This is a genomic window from Lentzea guizhouensis (genome assembly GCF_001701025.1).
GTDB classification, from domain to species: domain Bacteria; phylum Actinomycetota; class Actinomycetes; order Mycobacteriales; family Pseudonocardiaceae; genus Lentzea; species Lentzea guizhouensis.
Genome location: NZ_CP016793.1, coordinates 8,652,425 through 8,667,302, shown reverse-complemented (window position 1 = coordinate 8,667,302; position 14,878 = coordinate 8,652,425). Strand labels below are relative to the sequence as shown.

At 67.8% G+C, this 14,878-nt stretch carries 18 protein-coding genes; 8 read left to right on the top strand and 10 right to left on the bottom strand.

Going from position 1 to position 14,878, the window contains the following annotated elements; genetic code table 11:
• Positions 1-64: 64 nt before the first annotated feature.
• Genes BBK82_RS41280 through BBK82_RS52100 form a run of 3 tightly spaced genes read left to right on the top strand, consistent with a single transcriptional unit; the run spans position 65 to position 2,044 of the window.
• A complete protein-coding gene (locus BBK82_RS41280) occupies positions 65-649 on the top strand; it encodes a hypothetical protein (RefSeq protein ID WP_154697805.1) in 585 nt (194 codons plus the stop codon).
• A 19-nt stretch (positions 650-668) separates the two neighbouring features.
• Positions 669-1,763, top strand: a complete 1,095-nt coding sequence (locus tag BBK82_RS41275) for an alpha/beta hydrolase family protein (protein WP_237047862.1) — start codon at positions 669-671, stop codon at positions 1,761-1,763.
• Positions 1,760-2,044 (top strand): hypothetical protein, encoded by a 285-nt coding sequence (locus tag BBK82_RS52100; RefSeq protein WP_170067844.1) that lies wholly within the window; start codon positions 1,760-1,762, stop codon positions 2,042-2,044. Before BBK82_RS41275 ends, BBK82_RS52100 begins: the two co-directional genes overlap by 4 nt.
• Here the strand turns inward: BBK82_RS52100 and BBK82_RS56520 are convergent.
• Entirely contained in the window at positions 1,956-2,228 is a 273-nt protein-coding gene (locus BBK82_RS56520; protein WP_071812783.1) for a maleylpyruvate isomerase N-terminal domain-containing protein, read from the bottom strand. The two genes, BBK82_RS52100 and BBK82_RS56520, sit on opposite strands and share 89 nt — an antisense overlap.
• A gap of 26 nt (positions 2,229-2,254) precedes the next feature.
• Between BBK82_RS56520 and BBK82_RS41265 the strand changes: the two genes are divergently transcribed.
• On the top strand, positions 2,255-2,551 hold the full coding sequence (locus BBK82_RS41265; RefSeq protein WP_065919774.1) for a hypothetical protein: 297 nt from the start codon (positions 2,255-2,257) through the stop codon (positions 2,549-2,551).
• The gene (locus BBK82_RS41260) at positions 2,548-3,186 is read left to right on the top strand and encodes a hypothetical protein (RefSeq protein ID WP_154697804.1); all 639 of its coding nucleotides are present in this window, start codon (positions 2,548-2,550) and stop codon (positions 3,184-3,186) included. The genes BBK82_RS41265 and BBK82_RS41260 overlap by 4 nt, the downstream gene beginning before the upstream one ends.
• A gap of 87 nt (positions 3,187-3,273) precedes the next feature.
• On the opposite strand, the gene BBK82_RS41255 is transcribed toward BBK82_RS41260, so the two are convergent.
• The 3 genes from BBK82_RS41255 to BBK82_RS41245 form a co-directional block, all read right to left on the bottom strand.
• Positions 3,274-3,693: a hypothetical protein gene (locus BBK82_RS41255; protein WP_065919772.1), complete on the bottom strand. Its 420-nt coding sequence runs from the start codon at positions 3,691-3,693 to the stop codon at positions 3,274-3,276.
• Complete coding sequence (locus BBK82_RS41250; RefSeq protein ID WP_154697803.1) at positions 3,690-4,655, bottom strand: trypsin-like serine peptidase; 966 nt, start codon at positions 4,653-4,655, stop codon at positions 3,690-3,692. Before BBK82_RS41250 ends, BBK82_RS41255 begins: the two co-directional genes overlap by 4 nt.
• A 334-nt stretch (positions 4,656-4,989) precedes the next feature.
• A complete protein-coding gene (locus BBK82_RS41245; RefSeq protein ID WP_065919770.1) occupies positions 4,990-5,736 on the bottom strand; it encodes an MBL fold metallo-hydrolase in 747 nt (248 codons plus the stop codon).
• Between the two features lie 387 nt (positions 5,737-6,123).
• Here BBK82_RS41245 and BBK82_RS41240 point away from each other — a divergent pair, with 387 nt between their 5' ends.
• Positions 6,124-6,840, top strand: a complete 717-nt coding sequence (locus BBK82_RS41240) for a S1 domain-containing protein (protein WP_154697802.1) — start codon at positions 6,124-6,126, stop codon at positions 6,838-6,840.
• Positions 6,841-6,881: 41 nt separating this feature from the next.
• Here the strand turns inward: BBK82_RS41240 and BBK82_RS53295 are convergent, their stop codons facing one another.
• The 5 genes from BBK82_RS53295 to BBK82_RS41220 form a co-directional block, all read right to left on the bottom strand.
• Positions 6,882-7,277, bottom strand: coding sequence for a hypothetical protein (locus tag BBK82_RS53295; RefSeq protein ID WP_218920500.1), 396 nt, complete (start codon positions 7,275-7,277; stop codon positions 6,882-6,884).
• On the bottom strand, positions 7,274-8,161 hold the full coding sequence (locus tag BBK82_RS41235; protein ID WP_083268546.1) for an SDR family NAD(P)-dependent oxidoreductase: 888 nt from the start codon (positions 8,159-8,161) through the stop codon (positions 7,274-7,276). Before BBK82_RS41235 ends, BBK82_RS53295 begins: the two co-directional genes overlap by 4 nt.
• A complete protein-coding gene (locus BBK82_RS41230; RefSeq protein ID WP_065919768.1) occupies positions 8,158-9,351 on the bottom strand; it encodes a zinc-dependent alcohol dehydrogenase in 1,194 nt (397 codons plus the stop codon). The genes BBK82_RS41235 and BBK82_RS41230 overlap by 4 nt, the downstream gene beginning before the upstream one ends.
• A 381-nt stretch (positions 9,352-9,732) precedes the next feature.
• Positions 9,733-10,053, bottom strand: coding sequence for a thioredoxin (trxA, locus tag BBK82_RS41225; protein ID WP_237047861.1), 321 nt, complete (start codon positions 10,051-10,053; stop codon positions 9,733-9,735).
• A 14-nt stretch (positions 10,054-10,067) separates the two neighbouring features.
• A complete protein-coding gene (locus BBK82_RS41220; RefSeq protein WP_065919766.1) occupies positions 10,068-11,801 on the bottom strand; it encodes a cytochrome c biogenesis protein DipZ in 1,734 nt (577 codons plus the stop codon).
• A 239-nt stretch (positions 11,802-12,040) separates the two neighbouring features.
• Between BBK82_RS41220 and BBK82_RS41215 the strand changes: the two genes are divergently transcribed.
• Entirely contained in the window at positions 12,041-12,694 is a 654-nt protein-coding gene (locus tag BBK82_RS41215) for a fasciclin domain-containing protein (RefSeq protein WP_065918235.1), read from the top strand.
• 180 nt (positions 12,695-12,874) lie between these two features.
• Here the strand turns inward: BBK82_RS41215 and BBK82_RS49395 are convergent, their stop codons facing one another.
• Positions 12,875-13,606: an anti-sigma factor gene (locus BBK82_RS49395; protein ID WP_170068048.1), complete on the bottom strand. Its 732-nt coding sequence runs from the start codon at positions 13,604-13,606 to the stop codon at positions 12,875-12,877.
• A gap of 256 nt (positions 13,607-13,862) precedes the next feature.
• Here BBK82_RS49395 and BBK82_RS41205 point away from each other — a divergent pair, with 256 nt between their 5' ends.
• Positions 13,863-14,708: a DUF4394 domain-containing protein gene (locus BBK82_RS41205; RefSeq protein ID WP_154697800.1), complete on the top strand. Its 846-nt coding sequence runs from the start codon at positions 13,863-13,865 to the stop codon at positions 14,706-14,708.
• Positions 14,709-14,878: the final 170 nt, after the last annotated feature.

Here is a 14,878-nt window from a genome sequence, read left to right as displayed (position 1 = left end):
GAACGAACCGCTGAACAGCCAGGTCGTCGGCGTCGTCGTGACCGGGGGAGGACCCAACTCGCCAGTGCCGCTCGTCGCGGTCTTTCTCGCGATCATCGGCATTCTCGCAACCGGCCACGAGTACCGCTACGGCACGATCCAGCCGACCCTGACCACCGTGCCGCACCGCTCGACACTGCTGACCGCCAAGGTCGTTGTCCTGCTCGTCACCGCACTGGTCGTCACGGCCGTATCCCTGATCGCCACCATCACCACTGCGTCGTTCATCTGGGGCGAGGTCCCAGGCCTGACCGACTGGCCACTCAACGCGGCGATACCGGGACATTTCGTCCTCGTTCTGTTGTGGACGGTTCTGGGCGCGGCCTTGGCGCAACTGTGCCGCGGCGTGCCCACGGCGCTGGCCGTGGTCCTGGTCGTCCCACTGGTCGTCGAGCAACTGATCCTCAGCCTGTCCTACGTCTCGGTGCTCCACTGGCTGGCACCAGCCGTCAAGTTCCTCCCGTTCACCGCCGGTCAGCAACTGGTCCACCTCGGCGGAGAAGTCGACGCCGAGTTCTTCGGCCGCTGGCTGTCCGGCGGTGTCTTCGCAGCGTTCGTCGCGATCATCCTGGCCGTCGCCTGGACCTCGTTCACCGGCCGCGACGCCTGATCCGTCAAGGAGACAACAAGTGGTGCGCAAGTACATGACACTGATCGCCGGTCTGGTGGCGGCCACAGCGCTCGTCGCACCGGCCAGCGCCTCCTCGCGGGAGTTGGTGTTGCCCGCGCCGACAGGTGGGCACCCGATCGGCTGGACTCAGCTCCACCTCGTCGACGAGGACCGAGCGGACCCGTGGGTGCCGACCGGGCCACGCGAGCTGATGGTCTCGGTGTGGTACCCAGCCGCTGCGGCACGCGGCGACCGCGTGCCGTACGCCACCGCCGAGGAGTCCCGGCTGCTGCTGAACCTGTACGGGATCACCGGCGTGCCTTCGGACGCGCTGACCAAGGTCCGCACCCATGCACGGGCCGGGGCGCCACCGCTGCGCCCACGTGACCGGCTGCCGCTCGTCGTGCTGTCACCGGGTCTCGCGTTCCCGCGCTGGACGCTGACGACGCTGGCCGAGGACCTGGCCAGCCGTGGGTACGTCGTGGTCGGCGTCGACCACACCTACGAGGGGGCGGCGGTCACCTTCCCCGACGGCCGCGTCGCCGAGTGCGTGGTGTGCGTCGGAGGGACGAGCGGCGCGTTGATCACCGCCAGCCGGGCCTCGGACATCTCCTTCGTGCTCGACCGCGTGCTCGCCAAGTACCGCGGCCTCATCGACCCGCACAGGATCGCGGTCGCGGGCCATTCGCTAGGTGGAGCGGCCGCCGCCAGGACGATGCTCGCGGACTCGCGTGTGAACGCCGGGTTGAACCTGGACGGCTCGTTCCAGCCCGCACTCGCACAAGACCTGTCGCGCCCATTTCTCATGGTGAGTGCGGAAGACCGAAGCCCTGGGCGGCGCCCGGACTGGGACCAGACGTGGCCGCACCTGACCGGCTGGCGGCGCTGGCTGCACGTGCCGGACACGGGACACTCCTCGCTCAGCGACGTGTCGGTCATCGGCGAGTGGCTGGGCCTGCCCGCCGAGCAGTTGCCCGGCACGCGGGTCGTCGAGATCATGCGCACGTACGTGGCCGCGTTCGTCGACCTGCACCTGCGGGGCCACCCCCAACCGTTGCTCGACAGCCCATCGCCACAGTTCCCCGAGGTCCACTTCGTCGGTCCAGCCCGGTGAGCGTCATCGCCCTCAGCGGCGTCGGCGACTATCACACCGAGGCCGCACTGCCCTGCGAAACAAGACCCTCGCAGGCCGTCGCGGGTGTTCAGGTCCATCGAGGACCGTTCCGGCATGCTCAACTGGAGGACGCGGGCCACTGCATTGCCGTCGACGACTACATCTACCTCGACGCTCGGCTCGGCACACGAATCAGCGGCAGAAGCGGACGTTGCCGCCGCGAACGTTCGCTTGGCACCGCCCGCGAGACCGTTCGACCGAAGCTGTGTGAGAGTCGGTGATGCGCCGCTCGACGATCTCCGCGACCCCGTGCTGGGTCTGGCCCACGTGCGCGACCAGGTCGGTGATGGTCCACTTCGGGGCGGTCGGCACCGCGGCGTCATCCGTGCACCACCTGAGCTGAACGGGTGGGATCCCCTCAGCCGGGTAACGACGTCGACTGCCGGGACGACTGTCGGTTGACACTCCGTCCGCCGACCGAGGGATGCCCGATGGAGCTGAAGGAACCGGTGGCCACGACCGCGAAGGTCGAGGCCACCAAGGCAAATCCAGTCAAGCAGTCGACCGCCGCGGAGACCAAGGAGCGCGAGGCGTTCCGTGCCGCGCTGCCGTCGAAGACGGAGTTCACCAAGGCGGTGCTCGCCAACCTGGAGAAGGACCTCGAGGCCGCGCTCGCCGCTGACCCCGACCTGAAAGGCGTCAGCAAGGACGACCTGGCGGCGTGGGTCGCCGCCGATGTCGACGAGGCCTTCGCCGCGATGGCCAAGCCCGGTTGGAGCGAGGCATGACCGCCCTCATCCCGGCCGCGAGCCGCCTCGCAGTGCGCCGGACCGTGTTCGACAGCGTGTGGCTCACGGCGCGCCGGTACCAGCCGATTGTGCTGATCCGCCAGCAGTTCCCGGTGCTCCCTCCGTACGCGTTCGACGAGTTCCGGTCGTGGGTCAACGCCAGCAGGCCGATGGTGTTCGCCGGAGGCGTCACCACCTGGTTGTCGAGCTGGTTCGCGACCCCGACCACGCCGGCCCCGACCACCCCGACGGGTCCTGGCGGCGGACGGCGCCGCGTCAACGCCAAGCATCTGCTGCCGCACGAGGTAAAGCGGTTGCTGGACAACAACGCGGACTACGTGTGCCACCGCACCGACAATGAGGCGGCGGGCACTTGCCGTGAGCCGGTGTACGGCGTCACCGAGCAGCACCTCAAGAAGAACCCGACGGCGCCCGACGGCGTGTGGGCGGTCGTCGGTGTGAGGGGCTTCCGGGACTATGGCAGGTATCTCGTCATCTACCCCCGCTTCAGCGGGGGCCGCACATGGCGGCGGATGGACCCTCCCGCCGTCCTCTGCGAGGTCACGCAGCTCGACCCGGACGACGCCATCGGCTGGTGCACGCAGGAGGACCTCGACGAGGCGCTGGCGCTGTGACCCGCCCGAGTCGGCCTTCCGTGCCGAACGGGTAGGACGGCTCCCAGACCACCGAGGCGCGGTCGCCGGCTACCGTTCTGCGGTTGCTCATCCGCCGCCGAGTGGCTTGATCGGACGCGATGGGTCCTGGTTGAGGTCGACCACGGTGGCTGTGCCGATCGGCTGGTCCAGCTGAATGGTCTCAGTGCGGGTGAAGGCGTCGTTGGGCACGACTTCGTCGCTGCCGGGTATCCGTTCGCGCACCGAAACGCGGATGCCGATCTCATCCGTGCGCTGCTGCACTTCGATGCGCTCAACGGGTTCCAGCCCGCTGGACAGCCTGGTGAAAGCGATACGCAGCACCAGTTCCCGGTCTGTTGGCCGCGGAGCACGTTCCAGCACCAGGCTGTGAGCGGGAACGACGCGGATCTCCGATCCGCCGCCGTTCCCGCCGCGGGAACACCCGGCTGGCACGGTCGCCAGCGCGACCAGCCCGGCCGCGAGCAGACGAGCCGTGCCGTTTCTCACCCGAGGTTCCTCACCGTGTCGTAGAGGTTCTTCGCGCCGTCACCGAAGTATGGACCGTAGATCTGGGTCAGGTCATCACCGACGTGGTAGCTGTTCACGCTGACCGTGTAGCCCCAGTTCTGATTGAAGTCCGCCAGCCACGCGCCACCGCTCGCGCCGCCCTGCATGGTGCACGCCATCTTGAGGTCCCCGAAGAACCCGAACCGCAGCGAGGTCGGGCCATCGCAGTTGATCAGGTCCTCGCCGTCGAACGGCGAGTTCAACGGGAACCCGAAATGCCACACCGACGGCGTGGAGGGCCCGTTGATCCGGATGCCCTGGCTGCCGGTGACGTCCATCAGCTTCTGGCCGTTGCGCGGGTGCATGACGGCCGCACCGATGTCATAGGAGTTGTTGCTGTCGTTGATCCAGCCGTTGAGCGCCCACAACTGTCGCGCCGTCCACGTGCCCGCCGGCCGGTCGTTGTAGTAGTAGTCCGGGATGAACGTCCAGTTCCGGTCGTGCCAGCCGCCGCCCTTGCCGCCATGCACGCAGTGGCCGGCGGTGAACACGGTGTTGCGCGCCTCGGTGGTCACGACGACACCGGAGCAGTGCCACAGGCCGTTGTCCTCGTAGAGCACCTTGCCGTTGGTCATCGAGACCCAGTCGTGCCGGCGCGGCCACGACGTCCCGGTCCCGCCCGCGAGCGTCGTGACCTTGCCCGCGGCCGCAGAGCTGGGGGCTTGTCCGCCGACCGAGACCTTGCCCAGCAAAGAGGTTTGCGCAGTGCGGCGCACCTGGTCAAGCGTGACACCCCGGTCCGCAGGCTTGGCCGCTGCGATCCGCTCCGGGGTCCAGAACCGTTCTGCCGCAGTGTTCGGATCCGCGGACAGCGCCGCCGCCTGCGGGCTGAGGGACGCACTCGCCGAGCTCGGCGTCGCCGCGTCGGGCACTCGGGGTGCCGCTACGGCGACAGCCGGCACGGTGGTCAGACTGATGGCCGACAACAAGCCGGCCAGAACTCTCCGTACTGAACGCAGACGTGAACCCATCGACTCCCCCTCGAAGTCACAACGTCAGGTGTCACTGCAAAGAGGCGACTGGTGTCACGCGAGATGCACCGCGGCGCGGACACTGGTCCGAGGTCACACGAACAGCTCAATCGCTGTCCGGATCGCACCGGCCAATCGGCTCAATCCCACGCCGCTGACCGCACGCCTTGCGGCATGTGCGGATGTTCTGGTTGAGCTGAAGCCCCGCTCGTGGCGAACTGAACGAGCGGAGGTTGGGAGAAGTGCTGTCGACCGAGGTCGGTGTTCAGTCGATGGTGAGGGGGACAACGAGATCTTCCTCCGCTGCCAGGACATCGCCACCGAACTCGACCCGCGCTGCCGCCACTGAGGCCGCCCGATCGTTGCCCGGCCAGAAATGGGTGAGCAGCAGCCGGCGCGCGCCAGCGAGCTGGGCCCATCGACCCGCCTCAGCCGAGGTCATCAGGTTGCGCACCGGTCGGCTGACCTCGCCGTCCCGATCGGTGGCCTCGACGATGAACAGGTCGGCGTCGCGGCCGAGTTCGGCCAGCAACGGGTCGGGACCAGTGTCTCCGGTGTAGGCGAGGGTCATCCCGTTGGCCTGCAGCCGGACGCCGGCGTTGGGCACGTAATGCGGCAGCGGCACACCGGTCAGGACGAACGGGCCGACCTGATGGGCGCCGGGCAGGGGGTGCACCTCGAAGACCGCGCGCAGGTCCACATCCGGCTCCAGGCCGCTGAGCCGGTCGAGAACACCGGGCGGGCAGTACAGCGGCATCTTCGGCTCGCGTGGACCGCCGTAGAGACGGATGCGGAACAGGCCGTGCAGGTCGATGCAGTGATCGGGATGCTCGTGGGTGATGACCACAGCGTCCACCGCGCCATCCGGGCAGCGGGCCAGCAGACGAGGCAGCGTGGCGTAGCCGAGATCGAGCACCAGGCGGTATCCGTCCCAGTCCACCAGAAACCCGCTGCATGCTCGCCCAGGCTCGGGGAATGCGCCACAACTGCCCAGCACGGTGATCTGTCGCATCCGGGCAGCATGCCATTCGAAGACATCATCGAGCGCATCGTCCTGGCCTGATCCGCCATCTCGAACTCGTCTTCCGCATCGGAATACCGGTGACCGTCCGCAACTCGGCAGAAGAGTACGTTCGGGCGGCGGGGTAGAAGCTGACGCTGCCGCCTACGAGTCGACGGGTGACCTTGGGCGGGCGATCCTGCCGTTCGAGGCCACTGTCGCCGACTGATCGCGGATGCGAGGAGCCGGACCATCCGATAGCCAAGGTGAGGTGGTCCGCTCCGATTTCAGGCGATGAACCGCAGATCGTTGAGGCCTCTGACCGGCCATCGCCGCTGGTGGTCAGACACTGGACCACGTGGCGGAGCAAGTCGGTAGCGGCCGGTCCTGGTGATCGTCGTGCCGGTGCTGATCAGCACGGCGGTTGCGGTGCCGATCAAGGTGCTGGCCCCCGGCACCGCGCAGGAACGCCTCGACGCGATACGTACGAGGCTGGCCATCGGCGCCGTGATCACCCCGGCGTTGGCCTTGCGACGTCAGCAGTCCACCGAGCACGACGCCACCGAACGCAGACTGACCGAGCTCACCGCCGCTTCTGGCGTGCGAGGCTCGCCAACCGCCGCCACGATCTCCCTGTCGACCAACCCACACCGCGCTCAAGGGAGGATCCGATGGCCGGAGTGGTTCGCGTCCTTGCGCCTGGAGGGCGTTGCTGGTTGCGCAAAACGACGACCGCTGGCCGTCCGAGACCGGCAGAACGAGCTGTCGGCGGCATGTAACGATGTTGCGGGAGGTCAGATGGAGCCACAAGCGCGGCACAGGTACGACGTCGTTCACTGCTCGGTGGTCGGCCATGCGCAGTACGGGCTTCTGGTCGAATCCGAGGACGGCGAGCACGGATTCGTGGACAGCTCGTACATCACGGACAAGCCGGGCGAGCCGTGGCCTGAGGTGGGTCGGCGGTTGCGGTGCGTGGTCTTGGGCTATACGAAGGAAGGCAGGCTCCGAGTCGCGGCGACGCCCCTGTACGTCGAGATGGTGGCCGCAGCAGACGACCCTGTCACGGCAGTGGATGAGTGGAGTCTGCTGACGGGTAGAGGGCGACGGCACGAGTGAAGTGTCCGCCCCCGTCCGGCATGCCAGTGCGTTATGTGTCGTCAGCCCTGCGGTGATGTGGATGTTGTTCGACCTGCGAGTGAGGTGAAGGCGGGCATGTCGAGCGCGACCGCGCCGGTGGGGCGTTGGAGCGCGGCGTCGATCTGGGCGAGCTTGTCCTTCGCGCCGGCCAGGCTGACTTGCAGCCCTTCAACTTCTCCGAGCCATCCTTCGCGCTTGGCCTCAATAATACGGGCCTCCAGATTGTCGCGGATCTCCTCCAACCGCGATTGTTGCGCCGGGTCGGGCCGCAGTAATGAACACCTAACGCAAGCATGCTCATGGACGTAAGGCGATTCGAATGCTCGCGCACACGCCCGGTGCGCTTCGATCGCCTCGGCGGGATAGACGGCCGTCGCGATCGCATTGCTGGACGTGGTACTGCTGATCAGCATCACCGCTTGACCGGCCACCGCCCATACGTGCCTTCCCCTGCCGCGAACGGCTTGAACACATTGCCCGGGGTGGGCGGCATCGTCTTGCTCGTCAGCGCCGCGAGCCGGAACAGCGGCCCGACAAGCCGGTCGTACAGGCTTGGCAGGCACCGGAACCCCGTGATGATGCCCGGATTCGCCGGGCCCACCGGCACGGAAACGTGCCGTCGCGGCCGATCGGCCAAGCGGACGATCGCTGCGGCGACCCGATCAGGACTGAGCACCGGAACCGGCGGCCGCGCCGCGCGACCCGTGTAGTTGGCCGCCTGGTCGTACACCGGGGTGTTGATGCTGCCGGGACTCACGATGCACACCTGCACCCCACGTTCGTCACGGGTTTCCTGTTGCAACGTCCGCAAAATCGCACGCTGTCCCCACTTCGCGGTCGAGTAGGCACCCATCTGCGGAACAGTGATCGAGCCGAGCAGCGAGTTCACCCCGATGAAGACACCGCGGTGCTGTCGGCGCATCACCGGCAGCACCGCCTGAGCCAAGTGCAGCGTGCCGTGGATCGCGGTGTCGACGACCTCGGTGAACACCTCCGCGGGCATCGTCTCCACGGCGCCGTACCCCATCACCGTCGCGGTGTGCACGACGACGTCGACGCGGCCGTGCAGATCCAGGGTTCTCGCGACGACCCGGCCGGCTCCCGCGGGATCGGCGATGTCGTCGACGATGACGTCCACCGCACCACTTCCTGCTTCGCGGCATGCCTTCTGCGCGGCGTCGAGTGCCTCGCGACTGCGGGAGGCCAGCACGACGTCGTCTCCGCGGCAGGCGAATGCTTTCGCCGAGGCGAGGCCGATCCCGCTGCTGCCCCCGACCACGAGCACAACGCGCCCGATCACGGGCTCAGCACCACCTTGATGCAGCCGTCGCTCTTGGAGCGGAACATCTCGTACCCGCGGGCGGCGTCGGCGAGCGGAAGACGGTGCGTGGTCAGGTCCAGGGTGCCCAGCGGGTCGGCCGGATCGAGCACGAGCGGCAGGATGTCGTCGGTCCACCGGCGCACGTGCGCCTGCCCCATCCGCAACTGGATGCCGCGGTCGAACATCTCCATCATCGGCATGGCGTCCACCTCGCCTCCGTACACACCGGACACCGACACCGTGCCGCCACGCCGCACTCCCTTCAAGGCGGCGTGCAAGGCCTCGAGGCGGTCGACGGCCATCTTGTCCGTCACCTTCTGTGCGATCGCGTCGGGCAGCAACCCGGTGGCCTTCTGCGCGAGAGCGGTGAGACCTCCGCCGTGGGCCTCCATGCCGACAGCGTCGATGGTGGCGTCGGGACCGCGGCCGTCCACCATCCTGATCAACGCGGCGGCCACGTCGGAGCCACCGAGGCCGTCGAGGTCGACGGGTTCCGCACCGTGCCGTTCAGCGAGCGCGAGACGTTCGGGCACCCGGTCCACGGCGATGACGCGACCGGCGCCGAGGTGCCGGGCGATCCGGACGGCGAACTGCCCGACCGGGCCGAGCCCGAGCACGGCTACGGTGCCGCCGGGTGGCACGTCGGCGTAGCGGACGGCCTGCCACGCGGTCGGCAGGATGTCGGACAGGAACAGGAACTGCTCGTCGGGCGTGCCGTCCGGGACGACGATGGGCCCGAACTGGGCCTGCGGCACGCGCAGGTACTCGGCTTGGCCGCCGGGCACCGAACCGTAGAGAGAGGTGTAGCCGAACAAGCTCGCGCCCTTGCCCTCATCGCGCACCTGCGTCGTCTCGCACTGCGCGAACAGGTCTCGCTCGCACATCCAGCAGTGACCGCAGGAGATGTTGAACGGCACCACGACGCGGTCGCCCACCTTGAGGTGGCCACTTGCCTCGGCACCCACCTCCTCGACCACGCCCATCGCCTCGTGGCCCAGCACGTCACCCGGTTTGAGGTAGGGACCGAGCACCCCGTACAGATGCAGGTCCGATCCGCAGATAGCGGTCGAGGTGACCCTGATGACCGCGTCGGTCGGTTGCTCGATGCGCGGATCCGGTACGTCGACGACCTGCACCTTCTCATTGCCCTGCCATGTCAGTGCTTTCATGATGACTGCGGCACCTCCTCCGCCCGCGCGGTCGTCCTTGCGGGCATACGGCTTCTCCTCACGACTGCTCACCGACCAGACAGCAGTACCCGTGAAATCGACTCAGAAACGTTTCAAGCCGATCGGGGGATCGCAGCATCCAGAGCGACCGACCAACACACACGACCATCCGCGACTGGGCGGCCGCGTCTTCAAACGTGGTTCCGCAAGCCGCAGGAGTACAGGACGAAGACCGACATGTAGATCGGTTCGGCGGTGATCCCAGCTCTGCGCGCTGCTTCGTCGTCGCCGACCGTCGCCGGGCGGCGGTGACGTGCTCGGCGACACGACGCGGCCCCGACGGCCTGGTGGCTGTCGGGGCCGCGTCGTCTCTGCTGGTGTTCAGAGCCAGGAGGAGAGGGCCTTGAGGATGTCGGCGCGCTTGCGTGGTGCGGTGAGGGTGGCGACCGGGTCACCGCCGGAGAACAGGATGAGCGTGGGGATGCTGAGCACCTGGTAGCGGACGGCGATCTCGGGGTGGGCGTCGATGTCGACCTTGACGACGGAGATCGTGTCTTGGTGTTCTTCTGCGATGGCGGTGACGACCGGGCTCAGCGCCTTGCAGGGGCCGCACCAGGGCGCCCAGAAGTCGACCAGCACGGGCTTGTCGGCGCCGAGAACTGTGCTGTCGAAGGAGTTCGTGGTCACGTCGGTGAGTTGCACGGTGTGGTCCCTGATCATCCGAAGGTGAAGGAGAAGGCCTGGACTCCAGGGCCGACGGTCGCGGTGAGCGAGCCGCCCTCGATCTGTTGTGCGGCCAGGAGCTGGTAGGAGTTGGGAGTGCCGTCGACCTCGATGGTCTTGGTCTTCCCGTCGTTCTCGACGGTGACGGTGCCCTTGCCGGACAGGACCATCCGGACTTCTTTGGCGCGGTAGTTGAGCTTGATCTGCCCGAAACCGCCGGTGGGCGTGATGTTCTGGCTCGTGAGCGTCCACTGGCCGGCGAGCGCGAAGCTGTCGGTGCCCTGGTTGTCCGGGAACTGGAACGACTTCTCGCCGGTGGTGTAGAGCTCGGTGCCAGCGAAGTTCACGCGTTTCGTCGAGCCGAGGTAGGTCTCGCGGGTGATGTCGGCGACAACCGGGGTGTCGTCGGCCAACTCGGTGGCTGCCGGGAGTCGCACGCCGGGCTTGGCGTCGGTGAGCAGTTGCCGGATCAGCTTTTCGGTGACGTCGTAGTCGCCTTCGCCGAACTTGATGTGCCGGACGGTGCCCTGGGCGTCGACGAGGTAGTGGGCCGGCCAGTAGCGGTTGCGGTAGTTGGTCCAGGTGCCGAGGCTGTTGTCCAGGGCGACCGGGTAGGTGATGCCGAAGTTCTTCGCGGCGGCCTCGACGTTGTCGGGTTCCTTCTCGAAGGCGTACTCGGGGGAGTGGACGCCGATGACCTGGAGGCCCGCGTCCCGGTAGGCCTTGTCCCATGCGGTGATGTGCGGGATGGAGCGCTGGCAGTTGATGCAGGAGTAGGCCCAGAAGTCGATCATGACGACTTTGCCGCGCAACGACTGCAGGTCGAGTGCCTGGCCGCCGGGCGTGTTGAGCCACTGCTGGATGTCGGTGATGTCCGGTGCGGTGCCGCAGCTCTCCAGGTCGGGTGCACCGTCGGAGCACTTGTCGAGGTCCTTGTTCTGGTCGTTGACCAGCCCTCCGAGGTTGAGGGCCTTGCGGACCTGCTCGGAGTTGTTCACCTTGTCCTGCAAGGAGCTGGTGTAGTCCGGGATCACGCGCTGCAGCAGTTGGGGCAGGTTGAACACCAGTCCCAGCGCGAGCGCGATCATCACGATGCCCGCGGTGATGCGGATGCCGCGCTGGCGCTTGCGGAAGGCCTGCACGCGTTCGGCGACCCGGCGGCCGGCGAGGGCGAAGATCAGCAGCGGAATCGCCGCGCCGACGGCGAAGGTGAGGGTGAGGATGACGGTCTCGGTGCCGATCCTGCCGGTGGAGCCCGCGACGGTGATGGCGGCGAGGACCGGACCGGCGCAGGGGACGTACACCGCGCCCAAGGCCAGGCCGAGGGTGAACCCGCCGCGACTCGCGTCCGGATTGCGTTGCGGGATCCACGTGAAAGGCTTTTCCAGCAGCTGTTCGAAGCGCGGCACGATCAGCCCGATGCCGATCAGCGCGAGCACGATGATGCCGCCCCAGCGCAGAACGTCCTGCGGCAGGTTCAGCACCGACAGCAGAAGTGACCCGAACAGCGTGACCAGGCTGAAGCTGACGACGAGTCCGGCGATGACGAGGAACGGCCGGGTGCGCGAGGCCGGTTTGACCGCCACCGCCACCCCGCCCCCTGCAGGTGTGGTGCGGGCGCTCTGTGTGCCGCCGGAGAAGAAGATGACGGGAAGGACGGGGAGGATGCACGGCGAGATGCCGGTGACCAGGCCGCCGATCAGACCGATCAGTGCGAGGGTCAACATGGGGGCCTACTTGGATTGACGGAAGTGCGAGATGTCTGTGGTTCGTGGCTGTGCGCATCGCGGATTGCCGTGCGGAGAAGTGACTGTGGGCGTCGGATCGCAAGTGCGTGTCGTTTGCGCTGCTCGCGAGCGATTGGCGGACCTGTTGGTAACAGGTCGGTAACCACACCCATCCGGTCGTCCTGGGGTGGCGAATCACGAGCAGCAACCGCCCGAACACCCCTTGGAGATGTCCTGTCATGAACAAGACCGTCCGCAACACCGTCCTCGCCGCCGGCGCCGTTTCGCTCGCAGTGTTCGGCGCGGCGTGCGGCTCGGGCGACATGGCGAGCAGCAGCTCCTCGACCGCTCCCACCTCGGCGACCTCGATGGCGCCGTCGTCGCAGGCGATGGCCGACCCGGCCGCGAACCTGGTGGGTCCCGGCTGTGCCGACTACGCCAAGCAGGTCCCGTCCGGCGCCGGTTCCGTCTCGGGCATGGCGGCTGACCCGGTGGCCGTCGCGGCGAGCAACAACCCGCTGCTCACGACGCTGGTCAGTGCCGTGTCGGGCAAGCTCAACCCGAAGGTGAACCTGGTCTCGACGCTCAACGGTGCCGAGTTCACGGTGTTCGCGCCGGTCGACTCCGCGTTCGCCAAGATCGACGCCGCGACGATCGAGAAGCTCAAGACCGACGACGCGCTGCTGACCAAGATCCTGACCTACCACGTGGTTCCCGGCCAGATCACGCCTGACAAGATCGCCGGCGACCAGAAGACCGTGCAGACCGGCACCGTGAAGGTGACCGGTTCGGGCAACGCGCTGAAGGTCAACGACGCCAACGTGGTCTGCGGTGGCGTGAAGACCGCGAACGCGACCGTCTACCTCATCGACTCGGTGCTGATGCCCGCCTGACATCTCCAGGGCAGCAGTACCGCGACTCCGGGAACCGCGCTGTGCAGGCGGTTCCCGGAGTTCCTTCACGTATTCTCGTCGTGACGTCTGATGTGGACGGACGCGTCGGAGGACAGGAACACGGCGCGGTTCGCCGGTTGGCTGAAAACGGCCACGATCACGGCGTTGAACTCCTCCGGGTCAGACGAGGGTGATGGCGAGGACCGGCGTGCCCGTCGGGCTCGATGATCCGCCCGCGGGCTCGACGGTCAGGATGATCTCGCCGACTTCGTCAATCCCGGTGACCAGCAGCGACATCGCCTCACCTGCCGGACGCAGGACCCCGGCTGATCGTGGACCGTGGTCGTGCACAAGCCAAAGCTGGTAAACGCGGTCGCGTGGCAATGTGCGCAGGTCGTCCACCAAGAAGAGCATCTCGTTGCGGCTGAGGGAGATGGCTGCGGTGCCTGCGGGGTTTCCAGCGGTGACGAGCCGCAGGTCCGGCGCTGCCATCAGGTCGCCGATCTGAGTGCGCGGGCTCGCGGCCACGGCGGTGATCTTCGAGGTGGTCAGCGCGCTGTGCGCACCGGCCACCACCGCGGCGGTCAGGCAGGCAGCGGAGATGAGCGCCGCAGCGCGCTGGAAACCCTGCCGTCGTGAGAAGAACGTGCCGAGCTCGAAGGTCGGTGACACCTGCCGTGCACGCCGTACCGCGTCCAGCACGTGTGGCCGGAGATCGCCTGGAACCACGTGATCGACGGCGCTGCCCAAGCGGGCCGCGGTCTCAGTCAGTTCAGCCACCTCGTCCGCACACCCCTGGCACCGGCCCAGGTGTGCCTCGAACTTGGCTCGCTCGGCGTCGAGCAGTGCGCCGAGTGCATGCGCACCGGTCAGCAGGTGCGGGTCGATCGCACGCGTTCCTCCCGGTTTCACGCCTCGTCTTCGAAGCCGACCGGCGAGCGGATTGGCCTTCACACGTCCCGATGACTCCCATCTGCTCCATGGTGAGCCGTAGCGCCTGGAGTCCCGAGTGGACTCTGCTGTGCAGCGTGACTGTTCGCGATCGCCGGTCCTGCATGAGGTTCGAGACCGGCGATACGGCGGATGGGCGGATTTCGTCCAGGGTTCAACACAAGGGCCGGTTCGGTCGTACACACCTGCGTTGCACGACCAAGTACCGGGAGAGAACATGCGTATCGCTCGCACGACCGCACTCGTAGGCGCGGCAGCACTGCTCATGACCGCCCTCGGCGCCACACCCGCCTCGGCGGCCGACCAGCGCCGCGTCCACCTGCTCACCTCCGACGGCGTCCTGAGCACCAGGAGCTGGTCGTCCCCACTGCTGTCGCAGCACCGCGTCCGGGTCACCGGCCTCAAAGGCCGCGACCGGCTCATCGGCATGGACGTGCGGCCCGCCACCGGCGCGTTGTACGCGATCGCCGCCTCGGGCCAGCTCTACGTCCTCGATCCGCGCACGGGCACGGCGACCGCGGTGGGGGCCCCTGCCGCGATCACGGGGACGGCGGTCGGCATCGACTTCAACCCGGCCGTCGACCGCATCCGGCTGGTCACCACCAGCGGCCAGAACCTGCGCCTGCACCCGGACACCGGCGCCGTGGCCGCGGTCGACACCCCGCTCGCCTACGCCCCCGCAGACCGCGCGGGCAGCACGCCCCAGGTCTCCGGAGCCGGGTACACCAACAGCGTGGCCGGCGCGACGTCCACCACGCTCTACGACCTCGACAGCCGCACCGACACCCTCGTCACCCAGGGCACGGCCGCCGGCGTCACCCCGGTCGTGTCCCCGAACACCGGACAGCTGTTCACCGTCGGCAAGCTCGGCCTCGACATCGACCGGACCAACGGCTTCGACATCGCCACCGTGAACGGACGCCAGCACGCCATGGCCGCGGTGCAGCCCGGCTTCTCGCTGCTGGGCGGGACGCTCCTGGTCAAGGTCGACCTGAGCAGCGGGCGCGCCACGGTCGTCGGTGGCGCCGGCGGCGACGTCGTCGGTCTCGCGTTCGCTCGCTGACCCAGCTGCGCAACACGGACTGACCGCAGCGGATTCGAGATCCGCGGCGGTCGGTCCGAAGTCATCACACCTGTCTGCAAGGGATCGGGATCAGCCGGAGTCGAACGTGCCCTGCCGGCGTCAGCGGCTGCCAAAGTTGTTGCCAGCAGTGTGCAAGAGGGCATTCGAGT